Origin of the sequence: Pseudomonas sp. DSV-1 (genome assembly GCF_035830915.1) — a bacterium.
Lineage (GTDB): Bacteria > Pseudomonadota > Gammaproteobacteria > Pseudomonadales > Pseudomonadaceae > Aquipseudomonas.
Map to the genome: position 1 here is coordinate 4,216,067 of NZ_JAYMYG010000001.1, position 17,512 is coordinate 4,233,578.

A 17,512-nucleotide genomic window follows, 5' to 3' on the forward strand; every position below is an offset into this window, starting at 1 on the left:
TTGGAGGAACTATGGCTTCGTTCGAGAGTGTCCAGCGCCGAATTGATACCCGCTTTGCCCAGGCCCAAAAAAACCTGGATGAAATAGCCTTGAACAATCAGTCCGGTGTCGAAGACATGATGCGGTTCTACGAGGCTTCGCGAAGCATGGCGAGCGCAACGTTCGCGCTCACCGAGCAAACCCGGTTCAAGCACAGCCTGACCAAAAGCATTATCGATGCCGTGCAGTAATGATGGGGATCAAACGCGCCAGCCAGATCGCACTGTTGCCGTATCTTTTCATGTTGATGCCACAGGTCATGGCTGCAATCCCCGATGACTGGAAAAAAACGCCCTATGCCCATGAAGCAAACAACCGGGAGTTGCGCGACTTTATGGCGGACTTCGCCCACACCGTTGGTCTGCAGCTACAGATTGACGGTTCGTTGCAAGGCGTCATCAACGGCAAGCTTCGCGCCGATACGCTGCAGGGCTTTCTGGACCGGCTGGCTCTGGAGCACCGCTTCCAATGGTTCGTCTACAACAACACGCTCCACATCAGTTCTCTGGACCAGCAAAGCTCTGCTCGGCTGGAAGTCGCGGACGACACCGTAGCCGACTTGAAAACTGCACTGAGTCAGATAGGGCTGCTGGATGAACGCTTCGGTTGGGGTGAGCTGCCCGATATCGGCGTAGTCCTGGTTTCAGGGCCAAAACGCTACATTGAGCAAATAAGGCAGTTCAGCCGCAAGCGGGCACAAACGACCAACAAACAGGATGTTTTGAACTTCACGCTCCAGTTCGCCAACGCTGCGGATCGCCAGATCGACTATCGGGGCGAAAAGCTGACAGTCCCTGGCATTGCCAGCCTGTTGCGCGGGCTGCTCGATCACAAATCATCAATCCCCTTGGCGCTTGAACCAGCCACCACTCCCCCGCCAGTCAGCCTCGGCTCCACCTTTTCCAATCCCCCCCCGGCCCCTGTGCCTAAAACTGCCCGGGCAACCACAGGTACAGGCAACATCAGGGTGGAGGCCGATGTGCGCAACAACAGCGTGCTGATCTACGACGCCACAGAGCGACGGGCGCTGTATCAAACCTTGATCGCCGAGCTCGATGTACCACGCAAACTGGTAGAAATAGACGCTCTGATTCTGGACATCAATCGCACTCAACTCAAAGAGCTGGGCGTGAACTGGGGGTTTCAGAACAGCCGCTTCCAGGCAGGAGTGGGGAATCTGTCAGGCAACAGCTTTTCGTCTGTCTCCATTGCCCAATTTGATCGCTTCGTGGCTGATGTGAAGGCCCTGGAGGTGCGCGGCCTGGCGACGGTGGTGTCCAACCCTTCGATCATGACACTGGAGAATCAGCCGGCCGTCATCGACTTCAATCACACGCAATACATCAGAGCCATCGGTGACAGGGTGGCCAATATCTTGCCGGTTACCACAGGTACCAGCTTCCAGGTCATACCCAGGGTTATCGCGGCCAATGGGGCCAATCAAATTCACTTGATCATCGACATTGAGGACGGCGCCTTTACCAATACCACCGGGCCTGACTCAACACCGGATGTGCGTAAAGGCAACGTCAGTACCCAGGCGGTTATCAGCGAACAACAATCCCTGGTCATAGGGGGATTTCATGTCGCGCAAGAGGCCGACAGCCGCAATCAGGTGCCCTGGCTGGGAAGTATTCCCTGGTTGGGCAAAGCGCTGTTTTCTTCGTCGCAGTCCACTCAAAACCGACGTGAGCGCCTGTTTATCCTGACACCACGGCTGATAGGCGATCAGACCAACCCTGTACGCTACTTGCCGCAATCGGATCAGGCAGTGCTCGAAGCCGCGCTCAGCCCCCTGGCACGACGTGAAGCGCAGCAGCCCGTGATCACTCGCACCGAAGTTGCTCAAGCCCTGGCTAGTTTGGTCAAGGGCCGCGTACCTGCACATTTCACGGCCATGCCAATGCCTGCCGAAACGGAGGCAGGGTGTAAAACGTCCAACTTCCTGAGGGTTGATCCCGACCGACGCCAATGGTTCGAAAGCGCTCATTACAACGTAGCCGTGCTGGTTTTGCACAACCAGAGCCAGAGCCGCGTGCGCATCGATGAAAGTGAATGCAGCAATGCCAACACTCTGGCGGTCAGTATCTGGCCCCGGCCGTGGCTGGCGCCCGGAGAACAGGCTGAAGTGTTTATTGCGACTCGACCGCCCGGCCAGGATGAACTCAAGGCTGCACCTCGCCCATCATTGCTTTCGCCCACCCGGAGTACCCCCCAATGATCAGGGTGTTCGCTGTTGCCATGACCATTGCCCTGGGGATCTCTCTTCAAGGTTGCGCCACCCGATGCCAAGGTGATGTGTGCACGCGGCCAGTGTCCAGCGCCAGCAATCTGGTGATCTGGTGGTCACCAACAATGCGCATAGAGACAGGCCCTGACGCCGTGCGGCCAGACCATCAGGTGGTGCGCCTTGAGCAATAGTTCCAACCGCTGAACTCCCTATAGCGAGACCTCGATGAATCAACACCCGTCCACACCTCAGCGACTACTGGCAGCCCTGAGTCAGCATCTCAACGTCAACCTGCAACTGGACAATGGCGTATGCGCGCTGTTCGACAGCCAGGACCGGGAGGTATGCGTCATCGAACTGCAACCTCAAAGCAGCGCGGCACTTTTGCATTGCGCAATGAGTGCAAACCACCCTGCCCTTGAGCGCGACCGCCAGTTGCTCAGACTCAACTTTCAACCCGACCTGCTACACGGTTGCTGGTTGGCACTCGATGGCAGTGAGGGCGTGCGCTTATGTACGCAGTGCCCACTCGAGCATTTGATTGAAGCTACTTTTTGCCAGTGGGTCAGCGGGTTTATCCAGCAGGTCATAGCGACGCGCCAACTGCTGGGCCAGCCCGGCTGAACGGCTGGCCAACGCCTCAGAACTCGGGTCGACGGCCATCGCGAATCGTCTGTTCAAGCTGTTCAGGGTGCAGGTCGCTGTTATCGACGCCGGATACAGCATCCTTGAACAGCATCCGAACAGGGACATTGGCATCCTTGCCGTACTCGAACTCGGCATTGAGTAGCTTGTGGGTGTGACTCAGCGCTACGCTGCTGCCAAAAGACAGCACAGGCACAGGTAACGTCATGCCGTGGGAGCGGCTTGCGGTGTAACTCACACTCATGCTTTTGACTCGCAGGTTGTGCGGGTTTTTCAGTATCTGTTGCACATCATGCCGGGCGTCACGGCCATCATCGACTGTACGCTCAAGCATGCGAAGAACGTCCGGCCTGACTTCCAGCCCGATAGTCACTGAGGTGCCCTTGTTGCTCTGCAGATCATTGAGTGTTTGCGCCAATTGCGGGTTACCCAGCAATTGGAGAATCGCCGCCTTGTTTGCCGGGGCGGTGTCGTCCAGCCATTCATGTTTTGCATTACCGTCCAGGCCTACAAACGACACCGTACGCTCAACCGAGCTCAGCTCGCGCTTGCCCTGCGCGGCCAGCTCGTGCTGATGAACCCGTTTTTGCAGTTGATCCTTGAGCACAAAGTGTTCCTCTGTACGAGTCACTGGAGGCGGCGACTTGGCGAGCAGTTGATGCAGGCTGTGCAGTTGCTCACCAATCTCGCCTCCCGGCGATGGGAGCGCTTGCAATTGAGCCCTCAAGGGTGCCGAAAAGCGCGCAATCCCATCACGCAACTCATCAACCTGCGCCTGCTCGACCAAAGGCGAGTGCTTGAAAGTAAAGCGAAAGGCATGGCTGGCACTGCGGTCAAAACTGACAGTCAGTGCAACCTCAGACCCGATAAAGCCCGACAGCGTTGAGCCATCTGGCGCCACTTGAGCGGTCACCACCGCGTTGGCAGCGCCCGCTCCGATAGAAGCGCTGCCTTTGCTCAAGAGCTGAAAGTTATCCCCATGGGTGCGGGTAACCTCATGCTCCCCTTGGGTCCGCGCACTGCTTTTGTCGAAATGCGCCAGGTTAAGATTGGCGCTCCCGCCAATGACCGCACGAACCAGACCGTTCAGAGCCTGGGAGTTTTCCTGCGCCTTGAAGTGGGCACGGCCTTGAATAAAGGCCGAGAGGTTCAGGTCGACACTGTTTTTCGAGCTTTTGCCGCTTTGATGGGCGCTGCCAAGGTCCAGCAAGTCGAAGACATCGCCCTTCTCCCCCGTAAGCAGCTCCATCATTCTTGAAAAATCGGCTTCCTTGATCTCAAAGCTGACACTCGCAGTCGTTTCCCGTGCAACCGCCAGGCTGGCCTCAGCCCCCGCCCTGACCCCCGCCCCGAGGAGAGCACCGCCTACTGGCGCCAACGTGACGCCCGCGCCCAGCGCAGCATTCAGGGCATGAGTAGTGTTCATTTTGATGTCGACGCTGGCCCCCGTATCGGTTCGGCTGAGCGTTACGCCGTTGGACCTGGACCGTGAAGCGCCTATCGAGAGTTCCAGAACCGGTACAGGCGCCACGCCTAAAGCCGCGACCCCGGCGCCCTTGGTCTTGCTTCGGCTCGAGGCAATGGACTGGCCACTTTCCAGCTGCTGGATTTCTTGCATCAGGGCTTGTTTGATGCCGCCCTGCCCGGGCAGACCCAGCAGATGCGTAATATGCATATTCAGTGCTGATCCAGGCGTACCCAAGTCTTTTGCCAATAGCTTGAAGTTCTTGTACAGATCTTCTGCCTGAGCGTGACTGTTGATGTTTTGCACCACTTTTTTGTGCACCTCATTGCCCTCGTACCCCTTCATCACCTCCTCCAGGGACGCGGTGATCCGGGCCAGGTCAGGGTGGCTTCCCTCCAGCCTGGTGATGAGCGTGCTTAACCGCGATAGTGTCTGCGCATGATGGATCAAATCGCTCTCAACCAACGCGGTAGGGTTTTTCAAGTCCCGTAGTTGTGCTGGGTTATACCCGGACAACATCAGGCCCTGAGTCTCATAACTGCGAAGCAGGGCCGCCGTGGCATTGGTCTTTGAGGGCGCGCAGGACTCGAACGCCTGGCGTAGCTGGCAGAGACTGGATTGCGCCTTGCCCAGGGCACTGTTGGCTGCTGCATCGGGCGCCGCCTGGGTAACTTGCGCCCCGTGCAAGTCACCCAGTTTGCGAGCCGAAGTCGTGCTGTTTTTTTCCACCAGGGCGATCGCGCTTTCCAGCGCCAGGGCCAGCTCGCGCTGACTCAGTTGACCGACTCGTGACTGCATGTCCTGCAGGGCGGGCCGGGCATTTGCCAGCCCTTTCAAGTCAGCACGCAATGCCTTGTCGGCGGCATACAGACCTTGCAGTCCGGCGCGCCCTTTGGTCCGATGCTGGATATCCTGCCCCAGGTGGCGGATACCTTCACCTGGCTTGAAATGCGCCCTCAAGCCTTTGAAATACCCTCGGTCAGTAGTCAGCCCTTCGGTCTTTTGGCCTGCAACGCTTGAAGTCACCGTCCAGGCCGTTGCATTTTTCTGACCCTTTATTTCACCCTCACGCAACACTGTGCCCAGGTGGCCTTCTCGCACCGTTTGCGAGGCCACCGGCGCCCATTGCAACGCCCCATCCGGGGTACTTATCAACTGCCGATATTTTTCACCCCAGCGATTGTTATGAGCGCTGTTGTGCCCCCAACTGGCAATCAGCCGGTCTGCGCCCATGCGCAATGAGTGCACACGCTCATTGCCTGGCACTGTCACCGGCGCCCAGGCGACCTCCCCTGCACCAGGGGTCTGCCAGTGAGCCTTGTCCAGCCGCAACAATTCACCCGTGCGGCTTTGCGCATACAAATTGCCAAGATGATCAAGCGCCAGTGCCTGCACATCCTTGGGTTGGGCAAATTTCAAGTGGGTTTCTTTACCATCAACATGGGCATGCAGGCGGTTTTCATGATCAAGGCTGACAAAGCGTCGGCCATTGTCCACCGCAAATGCCCTGATTGCGCCCTCGGCATTACCGGCCATGACTTCGTCCAGGCTGACATGAGTGCGAGCTACGTTTGCAGGGGCCAAATCATGACTGGCCCCCAGGTGCATGGGTTCGCGGCTTTTGTGCAAGGCCAGCGCTTTCAACTCTCCGGATTGCAACACATACGCGCGACCGTCCAGGCCCCGCGCCAAATATTCCACATTGGCCAGAGTGGTTTTATCCCAGCACTGCCCCCCGGGATCCCAGCACGACAAAGTGTCGCCTTGCAGGACGACCTTGCCCCGTTGACCAAGATCCACAACATTGGCGAGCGCCTGCAAGCCGGGCTGAGGCAAACCCTTGTCGATCACTTTGCAAATCACATCACTGAGATTCCAGCCCGACGCCTGATTGGCCGTATCCGACAGCGGGCTACTGTGAAGCTGCTTGTGGGCATCAAGCAGCAACGCGTTGAGTTGACCATGATCGTCATGCATAAAGCCCTTGAAACTGACACCTCCCCTGTACACCTGCTCAAATCGCTCGACTGGCTGATGAACCATGGTCAAGCGCCCGCCTTCGGCGCCAGGCAAGTCCCCACGCAGCAGTTCTTCCCTAGTGTTTACGGCATACAGCACATCACCGGCCAAACCTATGCGCGTCAATTCCAGCGGCTCGCCCGCTGCGTCGACAGGCTGCAGACGCCCCCCCGGCACTTGATTGCCGCGTGCGATCTCAAGCGAGGCGCCATGCACCGACTGCTCCAGACGGACCTGGGTATCGCCCTCGACACTGATGTCACTGACCCCAAGCGGGACTTTCATCAGCGCACCTTCTTTGCTCAGACCCAGACGGCTGTACAGGGTCTGATCCTTGTCGGCTAACCAACTGAAGGCTTGCGGCTCAAAGCGGTGCAGACGCTGCTCCACCAGGCGAAACTGCTCACCTTTGGCGGTGGTATAGACGCCACTGACCAGCCCTAAATGAGCCCGTCCGGGGTTCGCCGGGGGCCACGGCTGAGCAGCCAGGGTGCAGCTGCTTTTGAGCACCCCGGCGACAGCAGGTGTGGACTGGATATGAAAATCATTGAGCTTCTCGTCCAGGATCCGCAGGCCCTGCCCTTGGGCTACGCACGCGGGATCTGGCATAAAGCGCCTGGGCAACCGATTAAGCTGGCAGGCAATATCTTGTCCGACGTGCGAGCCCTCGGTAACGACTTTGCCATTGTGCAAGCGGGCACTGAAGGCGATGGTCGGTTGCCCATAGCTGCGCAACTGCGTCAATTGCGGCAGTGGGCTGACGTTACGCCGCGGCTGAAAAAGGCTGGCAATTTTCTTGCCGATTCGGTGTATCGCGGTTTTTTGCTGAATGCCTGCAGGACTCGAATCGGTGACGTTCAAAGACACTCGCCTGCTCATTTCTGCACGGATCGGATCTATGGGTTCCCAAGGCATGACAGGCTCGATTCAACCGGATGATGTCGATGAAGTGGCTTTAAACGCCATCCCGGTTCCCTCCCGGTTAGCGGCGTTCAAGCTCCGGCAGTTCAATGGTTTGATGCAGAGCGTCTGCATCCAGTTCGCGCAGGGTGCGATAGACCAGCGCAACGGCCTGCAACGTCTCACGGCCAATGCAACTGCCGACCTCTTCGCCATACAACGTACGAGCCAGCCAGACACACTGAACCACAGGCACATCCGCGGCCCTGGCTCTGTCGATCATCTGCCGCGCCCGGGCATCGGCACCTTTTTCCAGCAACATCGGCAAGGGTGTGTGTGGTGGGCGGTAGTACAGCGCCACCGCAAAATGAGTCGGATTGATCAGCAACATATCGGCCTCTTCCAGGGGCGGCAGTGGGGGCGCATGGTCTTCCTGAGCCAGCTCGAAAGCCAGTTGCCGGCGCATCATCTTGACGTGGGGATCACCCTCCATCCCCTTGTACTCCTTGACCACTTCGACGTAGGTCATGCGCATGCGTTTGGCAAAAAAGTACTTTTGCAACGCCAGATCTACCAGCGCAAGCACCAGCAACAGCCCAAGGCACACGCGCAACAAATACCGGAACAAGATCATCAACGCGTCGATGTAGCCGGGCAAGTCGGTGTTGACCAGCCCCACCAACGCTCCCAGGGAAGGCCCTGTCACCTGGTAAAGCACCACACAGATCAGCAGCGCCTTGATCAGCCCGGTGAACAAAGTCATCAACGACTGAGCCGAAAACATCTGTTTGGCTTGATTGAAAGGGTTGAGCCGACTGAAATCCGGCGTCAGGACGTCGGGGGCAAACAAAAAGCCGAACTGCAACCAGCTACTGATCAACTTCATGACGATTGCAGTGCCTGTCATCAGCAAGGCAAAGCCAAAAAACACGTAGCCCGCCTCGGCGATAACCGCTTGCAGCGAACGGCCAAAGGGTTGCCCGATCAAGGTCACGGGCAACATCAGCAATTGCTCGAGCCGTTGCATGCTGCTGTGAGCCGATAACAATGCAATTTCGCTGATGGCGGTCAGCGCCAACAGCTTGCCAATGTCCTGGCTCTGCGCGACCTGGCCTTTTTGACGCTGGTCTTTCAGCTTTTTTTGGCTCGCGTCGAATTTCTTTTCACCCGAGTCCTCACTCATGGCAGCGGGATCTTGAACAACAGGCCAAGGGAATGCCCAAGATCCCCCAGCCGGCCCATGCGCTCCACAATCAGGTCCTGCAACTGCGGCAGAAAGAGCAACAGAAAGCACAGCCCGGCCAGGCTCTTGGCGGGCATCGACAACACGAATACCTGCAACTGAGGGCTATAGAGGCTCAGCAGGGCAACCGCGAATTCAACGATCAGCAGCAGCGCGATAAAAGGGGCGGCATAAAGCACCAAGTGGGTGAAGGTATCGCCCAGCAGCGTTAAATAAATGGCAAAGCCATCTGCCCCTGGGGCCGGAAACCAAAGGGTTGGCGGCCAGATCAGGTAACTGTCCCAGATCACCTGGGTCAGGCTGCCCAGGCCCAGGGTCACGATCAGCAAAAAAATGCTCAGCTGCTTGAACATATGCCCGATTGGCGTGGCATCCGGCCCCAGTGACGGGTTGAGTTGCCCGCCGATCAAGGCGCCACGCTGATTGTCCAGCAAGGCCCCCACCGACTCGAACAACCAGAAGGGCATGGACAGCAGCATCCCCAGCAAAAAACCCAATACCGCTTCTTTAAGCACCAGCGCGATTATCGCGAGCAGGCTGTAATCCATGCCCGACAGGTTGTGGTGAATACCCGGAGTCGGCATCAGCGCCAATGAAAAAACGATGGCATGACGAGGCATCCCTTTCACATGCTGAAAGCAAAATGCCGGGATCAGATAAAAACAGGGGTACAGGCGCGCCATTGCAATGGCGAGGCTGGGCAAGTACTCCAGAAAAGGTATCTGTGGCGCCATGACAGAGCTCCATTCACTGCACCGTACGCGCAGCCATGTCGAAGGTAAGATTGGTCAATTGAATCAATTCGACCCCGATCCAGCGCCCGGTCAGCGCCAGCGTGATTCCCACGGCGACCAGCTTGATACCGAATGGCAATGTCTGGTCCTGTATCTGCATCAGCGCCTGGATCAACGACGTCAGCACCCCCACCACCACCGCCACAATCAGCGGTGGCGCGGACAGCACCACCACCAGCAACATGCCTTGCTTGAACACTAGAATCGGGTCCATTGGCGTCTCACAGATAGGACAGGAAAAGGCTGTCCAGCAGACGTGTCCAGCCCGAGACAAGTACAAACAGCAGGAGCTTGAGCGGCAGTGAAATCGTCATGGGCGAGACCATTTGCATGCCGAGGGCAAGCAGCAGGTTCGACACGATCAAGTCGATGACAATGAACGGGATGTAGATCAAAAAACCGATCTCGAACCCCGCCTGCAATTGCGACAGGACAAAGGCCGGAACCAGCAGAATCAGGTCATCGCGACTGACCTGCTGCGCCATTTCCGGGGGCCACATGCGGGCGGTATTTTCCAGCAGGTGGGTCAGCACATCGGGGTCGGTGTTGCGCGACATAAACGCCTGCAACGGTTTTACGGCCTGAAGCCCGCTGTCCTGCAAGGCTTGAACACTGCTCAGATCCACTGGCGACTGCTTGAGGATCCGGGAAATTTCATAGCCCACGGGCGCCATCACAAACAGCGTTGCGGCAAGCGCAATGCCATAGAGGGCCATGCTCGGTGGCACCTGCTGCACCCCGATGGCGTTACGGGTAATCATCAACACGATGCAGATTTTCAAGAAGGCCGTGCACACCACCAGCAGCATCGGCATCAATGACAGCCCCGCGAGAAACAGCGCCAGCAGAAGGGGATCAACCCCTTGAACCGTCATCGCGAAAAACTGATGCGCGACAACTGCAAGCCAAGACGCCCATCGACCTCTACCAGTTGACCGTGCCCGACCGGACGATCGCCGTAGTACAGCCCGGCCATGCCTGTGCTGTAGCCTTCAATATTCAACACCGTACCGGGAGCCAATTGCCGCAACTCACCCAGGCTCAGCCTGAGCACTCCGCAACGCACGCTCAGATCCACCAGCAAGGTTTCAAACGGCTCAGCAACCTCATCCCCGGCAACCTCAGTGCCTGCCAACCTAACGTCATCCACAGCTGACTCCTCGATAGAAAAAACACACAGGCTCCGGCGCCCGCCCTCATCATCAATCTGCGCTTGCAGCCGCAATCGCCCTACACTCAGCTGGCCAATGCCATCGGCGTTGAACTGCCCATGCTCCGGCATCAGTACGTCACCAACGCGCACTGTGCGTAACAGCTCAACTGCCAACGGCAAGCATCCGAGCACCACGGATACTGCCAGCGCAAAGTCCTCGGGCAACGGTGCCCTGATTGCCTGCCATCCTCCCGCGTCATGCAGCATCAGCAGACTTTGAGGCGCCATGCTCAGTTGGCCAACGCTGCGTGACTGCCCGACCCTCACACTGATCCGGCATTCGAAGGTGTGCTGCTGCACAGCGGCCAGAGGTCGCAAATAGCCAAAAATCCGGGTTAATTGCGGGCTCATGCGTTGCTGAAAAAGAGCCCAGAACCATGAGTCCGGATCATTGATGCCATCGGCCAAAACCACCGGGCACTCTCCGAACAAACTCAACAGGGCGCCCGCGTCACTGAGGGTGATGACGCCGCACTGGCTATCAAATGAGTGTGATACCGCGGTTTTTGGCCCATGACCCGGCTCAAGTAAAAGCTCTGCGGGCTCGCCAGCGACCTGGAACGAAAAACGGATGCCACGACCCAATCGGCGATAAGCCGCTACCTGTCGGGCATCCAGACGAGGCCAGGTGATGGGCATGACACTCACCTCCTGTGCTCCTGCGTCAGTTGAATACTGACGGGCAGCCCCAGTTTTCGGGCCAGGCTTTGCTGGCAATGTTGCTGCTGGCGCGCGAGCCATTGCCGGGTGCCGGATTGCTCAGCTCCCAGCGAAATACTCCAGCCCTGGCACTCATACCGGGCGCGGACATTAATCCGCCCGCGACGCGCAAGGCAGATCACAAACTGCAGGGGTAATTGCCCGGTCACCACCATACGAGACAGCAGTTGCTCAGACATCGCCCGGGCCAGCCCGCTATCGGTGCCTGACAGGTTGTCGGCAAACAGCTGGCTGTCTGCGTCCGACACAGGGGCTGTCGCTGGCGCCTGATAGTCATGAAAGGACAACAGCGCCGGCTTCAATCCTGATGACTGGGCCATGCCCCCTCCTCTGCCAGCAGTATCGACAACTCACGCAGTTTCTCGACTTGACGCTGGCTCGCTGACACCTGCTTGCGGGCGCGCTCGACATTCGAGACTTGATGGGGCTGGCGTTCAAGCAGCGACTGCAAGACTCTTTGTTGCTCCACCGTTTGCGCCGACACCTTGTGCAGCGTTTCATTCCAGCCTGACAACATATGGCGGGACACAGCCTGCCCCTGGTACCGGTGCAGCAACTCAACCCGTTGACGGCTTTCCCGGTCACGGGCTTGTTCAACCGCCGTGCGGGCTTGCTCGATACGCAGGTCCAAAGCTCGCTGCTCGATCAAAGCTTGTTGCAACATACGTTCGGCCCGATCGGCTCGATGGCCACGCAAACGCGCAAGAGCGCGGGTTTCAGAAAGGGACACCTCAGACTGGGACATGGGCAGTCAGCTCGTTCAAATGTTCCAGAGTTGCCTGAAACGACGCGGGCTCACGCAGATCCTGTCGCAAGAAGGCATCCACCTGCGGTCGGCTATCCACGGCCAGGTCGGTCAGTGCATCGTTTCCCGCCTGGTATTCACCCAGCTTAAGCATCAATTCGACCTGCTGATGGGCGCTCAGCAAACGCCTTAATGACGAGGCGTTTTGCACATGCTCGGGCACTGCAACGTTGCTGAGGATCCGGGACAGGCTGCCCAGCACATCGATCGCCGGGTAGTGGCCGCGCTCTGCCAGTTTTCGAGACAACACAATGTGCCCGTCCAGCAGGGAACGAACTTCATCTGCCACGGGGTCGCTCATGGAGTCCTGCTCGATCAGCACGGTATAAATGGCGGTGATAACGCCGTCCCGGGTCAGGCCCGCACGCTCCACCAAACGCGGCAACATGCTGTAAACCGATGGCGGCAACCCGCCCCGCCCCAACGGTTCGCCTGCAGCCAGCCCGATTTCGCGCTGGGCTCGGGCAAAGCGCGTCAGGGAGTCGATCAGTAATAAAACCCGCTGGCCTTTGCGCCGAAAACCTTCGGCCAGAGCGGTGGCCGTCAAGGCTGCCCGCGCCCGCTCCATACTTGAACGATCCGAGGTCGCACACACCAGCACCGCCTTGGCACGTAATCCATCGTCCAGTTCATGGTCGAGAAATTCACGTAACTCGCGGCCACGTTCGCCAATCAGGCCAAAGACGATCACATCGCAATCAACGTTGCGGGCGATTTCAGCCAGCAATGTGGTCTTGCCACAACCGGCACCGGCAAACAGCCCCACCCGCTGCCCCTCGCCCAGGGTCAATACGCCATCGATTGCCCGCACCCCCGTGGGTAATGCACGCCAGATACGCGGCCTCTCAGTGGGCAATGGCGCCTCGCACACCACCGCACTGGCATCGATGCAAGGCGGTCGGGCGAAGGCTCCCTGGCCGTGGCCGGTAAGCGGTCGGCCAAACCCGTCGAGCACTTGCCCCAGCAAATCATCCCCCACACGAACCTGATGCGTGCCCCCCAGCCGTTCAACTGCCGCGCCCGCTGCAATGCCTTCCAGTCCTGCCAGAGCACTGAGCATTGCGTCCTGCTGATCAAAGCCGATGATTTCAGCCAGTATCCAGTCGTTGCCCGATGTCTGGACCTGGCATAAATCCCCTATCCGGGCCTGGGGCAACCGACATTTCAGGAACATGCCATTGACCCGCAGGACGCGACCGCAGGCGTTCACCGGTGAAACGTTCGCCAGCCTTGCGCACTGGTGTTGCCGCCAGCGCTCAAGACGCTCTTCGATACCGGGGTTCACCAGTTCACCTCATAGCGCTGTTTCCCCTCAAACAGCAGGCGATGATTGTCGATCGCCGTCAGCCGTACGCCGTCAGTCTCATCTCCGAAAAACAGCCGACGCCCGTCTGCCAGAACAACATGTGCCCGTTTGCCGCCAATTACCTGCACGATCCTGAAGGGCAGCGCGGTACTGATTTCCCGCGCCTTGTTGATGATCGAAACTGATGTTTCAAACTGCGCCTCAAAGCGATCGAGCATGCGTGAAACCAGCGCCAGCGCCTCTTGAGCAACGTCCCCGCGCAGAGTGATTTGATCTGCGGCCACCTCCAGCGTGATGCGATTGCCCAGCTAGCGCTCAATCAACATGCTGAGTAATTGCTGATGGACCTGATGGACCGTCGCAAGCGGGCGCTTGTCACTGACTGCAGAGGACTTAGGGGCGGGAAGCGGCACCGTGCCGGAAGGCGATATGGCCAACCCGGCCATGGCCAGCACGAGCACTGTCAGGGTGACCAGCAACCATTTCCCCATGCGCCCTTCGGGCGGTGTTCTCCTGTGTTCGGGCATGGCCTGGCTCGACACACAAGCCATGGCTGCAGGCGCCTCCCTCCAGAGACTTTGTGCATTGGCGATGCACAGTCGAATACCGCCAATGGAAAACTCGGTATCGGGGATCAGGTTGGCAATGTGCGCCAGGGTCGCTCCAGTTTCATCCAGCAACAACCCCTCTTGCGCCTGCACAATCCATCGACTGTCAACGCGGGTCAACCGGGCATGCCGATCTGCAATCCCGGGGTCGTACAGCTCCAGGTCGGCCTCCTGATGAGCGCCGATACACCACTGCTCGCCGAACAATGGCAACGCAGCGCCCTGATGCAAACCGCTCAGCACCCGCAATTCGAACAGCACGTCGGGCTCACAGGGTTCGAGGCTCAAGACTCGACCTCGCGCAGCAGGCCTTCGTATTCCAGATCAAATCGGCCAAGCACCCTGACCTTGGCCGATCCCGTCAACTCGGCGAACGATATGACCGGCACGTGGTTGAACTCATCGAACAATAACGTGCGCAGAGGGCTGCGCAGGTCATGCGCCACCAGCAATACGCTTTTCTCGCGTTTACGAGCCTCGAAGGCCTCCTTGAGCAATTGCACGAGCTGCGTGCTGTGCTCATTGTCCAGAGCAAAGAACACGCCGGATTGGGTCTGGCGCAAGGCTTCGCGAAAGATGTTTTCGGTGTGGGGTGAAAACAGCCAGGCATGGAGACCATCGATCTGGCTGTGCAGGTGATAGATCTGCGACCTCAAGGCGATCCGCACGTAATCCGCCAGCGCGATCACTTCGCGTTCGTGCTGGCCGTGCTCGGTCAGTACTTCAACGATCAGTCGCACGGCGCGCAAGGGCACTCCCTCACTGGCCAGGCGCTGCAAGACGCCAGAGAATCGAGAGAGCGGCATGATGCGTTGCAGCTCTTGCACCAGCTCAGGCTGGCTTTGTTCAAGCCAGCCGAGAATCGATTTACTCTCCTGGATCCCCAGAAACCGTGGCCCGCTGATCATCATGGCCTGGCGCATGCGTTCGAGAATCAAGGCATGGGCACTGAACGACCTGACCTCTTCCCGGGCCAGCAGCGGGTCGTCGGGTTGCAGCCATAGCCAGTCCAGTTCATCTCGCTGCTCGCTGCCTCTAAACGCACTCGGGGGGTGCGGGTCGACACTGTCCCGCGCCACGGCCAGCCAGTCACCAAATGTTGCCTTGAGCACTGGCCCTTCGTGAACACAAAAGCGGAATTCATCCTCGGCCAGCAGGGCGCTGTATTCGATTTCAAAGGAAGGGAGGGTCAAGCCGGCAGTCGTGACAATGCTGTTGCGCACCTGACGAATCCCGTGAATAAGTTGCGTGGTGCGCTCCTGATGCTGATGTGCGCTGGCGAACTGCAACAAGTAAGGGCGCGACGGTTCGAACACTCTCAGATCCTCTTCGCCGTTTTGTTCAGGGGCAATCTGTTCCACCTGTACCGGTTGCAGTTCCTCGACCTTGCTGCTGCGCAGCAACAGGTAAAGCCCCAGCGAAAAGGTGCCCAGGGCAATACCGAAAAAAACCAGGGTCGGCATCCCGGGCAAGGCAGCGAACGCCAGCATTCCCGCCGATGCGATTATCCAGCTCTTGGGTTCGCCGGTTATTTGCTGCTCGATCTGCGTACCGATGTTGCTGCGTGGGGATTGGTCGTCGGGAGCGACACGGGTGATGATCATGCCTGCGGTCAATGAAATCAGCAGCGCCGGAATCTGCGCGATCAGGCCATCACCAATGGTCAACACTGAATACAGCGATATGGCTTGGGCAGCACTCATTCCGTGTTGCAGCATGCCGGTGGAAAACCCGCCCAGTATGTTGATCACAACAATGACCAAGCCTGCGATGGCGTCCCCCTTCACAAATTTCATGGCGCCGTCCATTGCCCCGAACAGCTGGCTTTCCCGAGACAACTCATCGCGCCTGTGACGAGCCTGCGCACCATTGATCAACCCGCCACGCAAGTCACTGTCGATGGACATCTGCTTGCCAGGCATCGCATCCAGACTGAAGCGCGCCGCCACTTCGGCCACACGTTCCGAGCCCTTGGTAATCACCAGAAAGTTGACGATGGTGATGATCAGAAAGATCACCAGCCCGACGGCGAGATTGCCCCCCACCACGAAGTTGCCGAACGCCTCGACAATGTCACCGGCATCCTGATCCATCAGGATCAGCCGGGTCGTCGCAATCGACAACGCCAGACGAAACATCGTGGTAAGCAGCAGGAGCGCAGGAAACGAAGAGAACGCCAAAGGACTCGGCAAGTAAAACGCCAGAACAATCAGCAGGCAGGCAATACAGATATTGACCGCAATCAGGATATCGACCATCCAGGTCGGCAGCGGCACGATAAAAATAAATACCATCCCCAGGACCACGATGGCCCCGAGCACCTCTCCCGGACTTGCAACGCGGCCCAGGCCTTTATTGAGCCATTGGACGAGTATCATCGAATGAATCTCGACAACCCGGACCTCAGTTGGGCAATGCCTTCGGCCTGAGTATGTTCACCCATCAGGCTCAAAAAAAGCTGCAAGGTGGTCTGGCGCTTTTCCGGATCACTCCACAGCACCAGGGGAAGGTGCTGAATCAACGGGTAGAGTTGATTCAGCGAGACCAGTTGGCTGGACAGCCTGGCGCCACCCAACTCCCGGCTCAGGCTTCGAACCTCCTCGGCGTCAATGTCCGTACTCGCGTATCCCAACAGGCGCTGCATCAGGGCTACGGCCGACAGTTCGGCCTGACGTTCACGGGATGGCAAACGCTCAAGAAAAAGACGGCAGTTACCCAAGGCACTGCCCAGTTGACTGCAACCCTGCAGACCGAGCAACAAAGCTCGCAGCTTGATGGTCGGCACCGAGGGACGGTAGGCCGCAAGATCATCCGCCAGCGCTCGTCTCATCATGCTCAGCCCGGCACTGATCCCCTCTTCACCGAACAGCCCCAGCAGCGCCTGGGTAATGCTCACCAGCGATTGCTTCACCACAACGCTGGTGTAATACAAAACACGAACCGCCTGTCGCAATGCGGCATCGCCATCGGCCGTTTTAAGCGCCAGCGCGATATTCACCCCGGCCTGGATCTGCGGGTGATAGCGGGCTTGCACCTGCTCTTGAAAATCACGCGCCAGCGCCGCTTCAGTTTCACGCCCGCGGGCCAGGGCCTGATCTGTCACGTGCTGCAGTACGACGTGGGTGCGAGCAGGATCACCACCGGTCAACGTCAGCAAACCCTCGACATCCGGCTTTGACAACAGCTCCTGACGAACTTGCCGGGCCAGTTGCCCCAGGCTGAGCTGGCCCGGATGACCCAACTGCTCATAGAGTTCGTTCAGTTGTTCAATACCCTGAATTCTCTGAACCTGAGTATCCAGCGTTCGCAGCTTGCGTTGACTCAGTTCCTTGCTGCTGCTCTCGACCTTCTGACTGAACAGCATGCCGACTTCCTCGGCGGCGCTTTGCTGAGACGACTGCGGCGTCTGAAATTGAACGGCCCGCGAAGAGAGCATCGAGCTCAGTGCCTGCACGGCGTCGTTTCGTCCGTCAAATTTCATGGGGATGCCAAGTCAGGAAGGTTCGATGTCCTGTGTGGCCGGCC

17 protein-coding genes are annotated in these 17,512 nt (G+C 58.4%); 4 read left to right on the top strand and 13 right to left on the bottom strand.

All coding sequences use genetic code 11. The features are described 5' to 3' along the window. Window positions 1-11: 11 nt before the first annotated feature. Genes VSQ83_RS19810 through VSQ83_RS19825 form a run of 4 tightly spaced genes read left to right on the top strand, consistent with a single transcriptional unit; the run spans window position 12 to window position 2,893 of the window. Entirely contained in the window at window positions 12-230 is a 219-nt protein-coding gene (locus VSQ83_RS19810) for a type III secretion protein HrpF (protein ID WP_219261701.1), read from the top strand. Further along, the gene (gene sctC / locus VSQ83_RS19815) at window positions 230-2,260 is read left to right on the top strand and encodes a type III secretion system outer membrane ring subunit SctC (protein ID WP_326427362.1); all 2,031 of its coding nucleotides are present in this window, start codon (window positions 230-232) and stop codon (window positions 2,258-2,260) included. Before VSQ83_RS19810 ends, sctC begins: the two co-directional genes overlap by 1 nt. After that, window positions 2,257-2,460, top strand: coding sequence for an HrpT family type III secretion system protein (gene hrpT, locus VSQ83_RS19820; RefSeq protein ID WP_326427363.1), 204 nt, complete (start codon window positions 2,257-2,259; stop codon window positions 2,458-2,460). Before sctC ends, hrpT begins: the two co-directional genes overlap by 4 nt. A 34-nt stretch (window positions 2,461-2,494) precedes the next feature. Then, complete coding sequence (locus VSQ83_RS19825; protein WP_326427364.1) at window positions 2,495-2,893, top strand: type III secretion system chaperone; 399 nt, start codon at window positions 2,495-2,497, stop codon at window positions 2,891-2,893. Window positions 2,894-2,909: 16 nt separating this feature from the next. Here VSQ83_RS19825 and VSQ83_RS19830 read toward each other — a convergent pair whose 3' ends face one another. The 13 genes from VSQ83_RS19830 to sctW all read right to left on the bottom strand — a co-directional run bounded on the left by VSQ83_RS19830 (window position 2,910) and on the right by sctW (window position 17,468). Beyond that, complete coding sequence (locus VSQ83_RS19830) at window positions 2,910-7,313, bottom strand: AvrE-family type 3 secretion system effector (RefSeq protein WP_326427366.1); 4,404 nt, start codon at window positions 7,311-7,313, stop codon at window positions 2,910-2,912. A 67-nt stretch (window positions 7,314-7,380) separates the two neighbouring features. Beyond that, window positions 7,381-8,481 carry a type III secretion system export apparatus subunit SctU gene (gene sctU / locus VSQ83_RS19835; protein WP_326427367.1) on the bottom strand — a complete coding sequence of 367 codons (1,101 nt, stop codon included), beginning with the start codon at window positions 8,479-8,481 and terminating at the stop codon, window positions 7,381-7,383. Further along, entirely contained in the window at window positions 8,478-9,275 is a 798-nt protein-coding gene (gene sctT / locus VSQ83_RS19840; RefSeq protein WP_219261702.1) for a type III secretion system export apparatus subunit SctT, read from the bottom strand. The genes sctU and sctT overlap by 4 nt, the downstream gene beginning before the upstream one ends. 13 nt (window positions 9,276-9,288) lie before the next feature. Next, entirely contained in the window at window positions 9,289-9,549 is a 261-nt protein-coding gene (sctS, locus tag VSQ83_RS19845) for a type III secretion system export apparatus subunit SctS (RefSeq protein WP_219261703.1), read from the bottom strand. Between the two features lie 7 nt (window positions 9,550-9,556). Beyond that, complete coding sequence (gene sctR, locus VSQ83_RS19850) at window positions 9,557-10,210, bottom strand: type III secretion system export apparatus subunit SctR (RefSeq protein WP_219261704.1); 654 nt, start codon at window positions 10,208-10,210, stop codon at window positions 9,557-9,559. Continuing rightward, window positions 10,207-11,187 (bottom strand): FliM/FliN family flagellar motor switch protein, encoded by a 981-nt coding sequence (locus tag VSQ83_RS19855; RefSeq protein ID WP_326427368.1) that lies wholly within the window; start codon window positions 11,185-11,187, stop codon window positions 10,207-10,209. The genes sctR and VSQ83_RS19855 overlap by 4 nt, the downstream gene beginning before the upstream one ends. Before the next feature lie 5 nt (window positions 11,188-11,192). Beyond that, window positions 11,193-11,588 carry a type III secretion system HrpP C-terminal domain-containing protein gene (locus VSQ83_RS19860; protein WP_326427369.1) on the bottom strand — a complete coding sequence of 132 codons (396 nt, stop codon included), beginning with the start codon at window positions 11,586-11,588 and terminating at the stop codon, window positions 11,193-11,195. Then, window positions 11,567-12,013 carry a hypothetical protein gene (locus VSQ83_RS19865; protein WP_326427371.1) on the bottom strand — a complete coding sequence of 149 codons (447 nt, stop codon included), beginning with the start codon at window positions 12,011-12,013 and terminating at the stop codon, window positions 11,567-11,569. The genes VSQ83_RS19860 and VSQ83_RS19865 overlap by 22 nt, the downstream gene beginning before the upstream one ends. After that, on the bottom strand, window positions 12,000-13,358 hold the full coding sequence (locus VSQ83_RS19870; RefSeq protein ID WP_326427372.1) for a FliI/YscN family ATPase: 1,359 nt from the start codon (window positions 13,356-13,358) through the stop codon (window positions 12,000-12,002). The genes VSQ83_RS19865 and VSQ83_RS19870 overlap by 14 nt, the downstream gene beginning before the upstream one ends. After that, on the bottom strand, window positions 13,355-13,687 hold the full coding sequence (locus tag VSQ83_RS19875) for a hypothetical protein (protein WP_442800253.1): 333 nt from the start codon (window positions 13,685-13,687) through the stop codon (window positions 13,355-13,357). Before VSQ83_RS19875 ends, VSQ83_RS19870 begins: the two co-directional genes overlap by 4 nt. Continuing rightward, window positions 13,688-14,275: an FHA domain-containing protein gene (locus VSQ83_RS19880; RefSeq protein WP_326427374.1), complete on the bottom strand. Its 588-nt coding sequence runs from the start codon at window positions 14,273-14,275 to the stop codon at window positions 13,688-13,690. Beyond that, window positions 14,272-16,365 carry a type III secretion system export apparatus subunit SctV gene (sctV, locus tag VSQ83_RS19885; RefSeq protein ID WP_326427375.1) on the bottom strand — a complete coding sequence of 698 codons (2,094 nt, stop codon included), beginning with the start codon at window positions 16,363-16,365 and terminating at the stop codon, window positions 14,272-14,274. Before sctV ends, VSQ83_RS19880 begins: the two co-directional genes overlap by 4 nt. Continuing rightward, the gene (sctW, locus tag VSQ83_RS19890; RefSeq protein WP_326427376.1) at window positions 16,362-17,468 is read right to left on the bottom strand and encodes a type III secretion system gatekeeper subunit SctW; all 1,107 of its coding nucleotides are present in this window, start codon (window positions 17,466-17,468) and stop codon (window positions 16,362-16,364) included. The genes sctV and sctW overlap by 4 nt, the downstream gene beginning before the upstream one ends. Window positions 17,469-17,512 lie beyond the last annotated feature (44 nt).

Excerpts from the sequence above, each read along its gene's own strand:
- sctV (WP_326427375.1), bottom strand. The coding sequence starts at position 16,365 with ATGATACTCGTCCAATGGCTCAATAAAGGCCTGGGCCGCGTTGCAAGT.
- hrpT (WP_326427363.1), top strand. The coding sequence starts at position 2,257 with ATGATCAGGGTGTTCGCTGTTGCCATGACCATTGCCCTGGGGATCTCT.
- VSQ83_RS19855 (WP_326427368.1), bottom strand. The coding sequence starts at position 11,187 with ATGCCCATCACCTGGCCTCGTCTGGATGCCCGACAGGTAGCGGCTTAT.
- sctT (WP_219261702.1), bottom strand. The coding sequence starts at position 9,275 with ATGGCGCCACAGATACCTTTTCTGGAGTACTTGCCCAGCCTCGCCATT.
- VSQ83_RS19830 (WP_326427366.1), bottom strand. The coding sequence starts at position 7,313 with ATGCCTTGGGAACCCATAGATCCGATCCGTGCAGAAATGAGCAGGCGA.
- VSQ83_RS19860 (WP_326427369.1), bottom strand. The coding sequence starts at position 11,588 with ATGGCCCAGTCATCAGGATTGAAGCCGGCGCTGTTGTCCTTTCATGAC.
- VSQ83_RS19825 (WP_326427364.1), top strand. The coding sequence starts at position 2,495 with ATGAATCAACACCCGTCCACACCTCAGCGACTACTGGCAGCCCTGAGT.
- VSQ83_RS19865 (WP_326427371.1), bottom strand. The coding sequence starts at position 12,013 with ATGTCCCAGTCTGAGGTGTCCCTTTCTGAAACCCGCGCTCTTGCGCGT.
- sctC (WP_326427362.1), top strand. The coding sequence starts at position 230 with ATGATGGGGATCAAACGCGCCAGCCAGATCGCACTGTTGCCGTATCTT.
- sctU (WP_326427367.1), bottom strand. The coding sequence starts at position 8,481 with ATGAGTGAGGACTCGGGTGAAAAGAAATTCGACGCGAGCCAAAAAAAG.
- VSQ83_RS19810 (WP_219261701.1), top strand. The coding sequence starts at position 12 with ATGGCTTCGTTCGAGAGTGTCCAGCGCCGAATTGATACCCGCTTTGCC.
- sctR (WP_219261704.1), bottom strand. The coding sequence starts at position 10,210 with ATGACGGTTCAAGGGGTTGATCCCCTTCTGCTGGCGCTGTTTCTCGCG.
- sctW (WP_326427376.1), bottom strand. The coding sequence starts at position 17,468 with ATGAAATTTGACGGACGAAACGACGCCGTGCAGGCACTGAGCTCGATG.
- sctS (WP_219261703.1), bottom strand. The coding sequence starts at position 9,549 with ATGGACCCGATTCTAGTGTTCAAGCAAGGCATGTTGCTGGTGGTGGTG.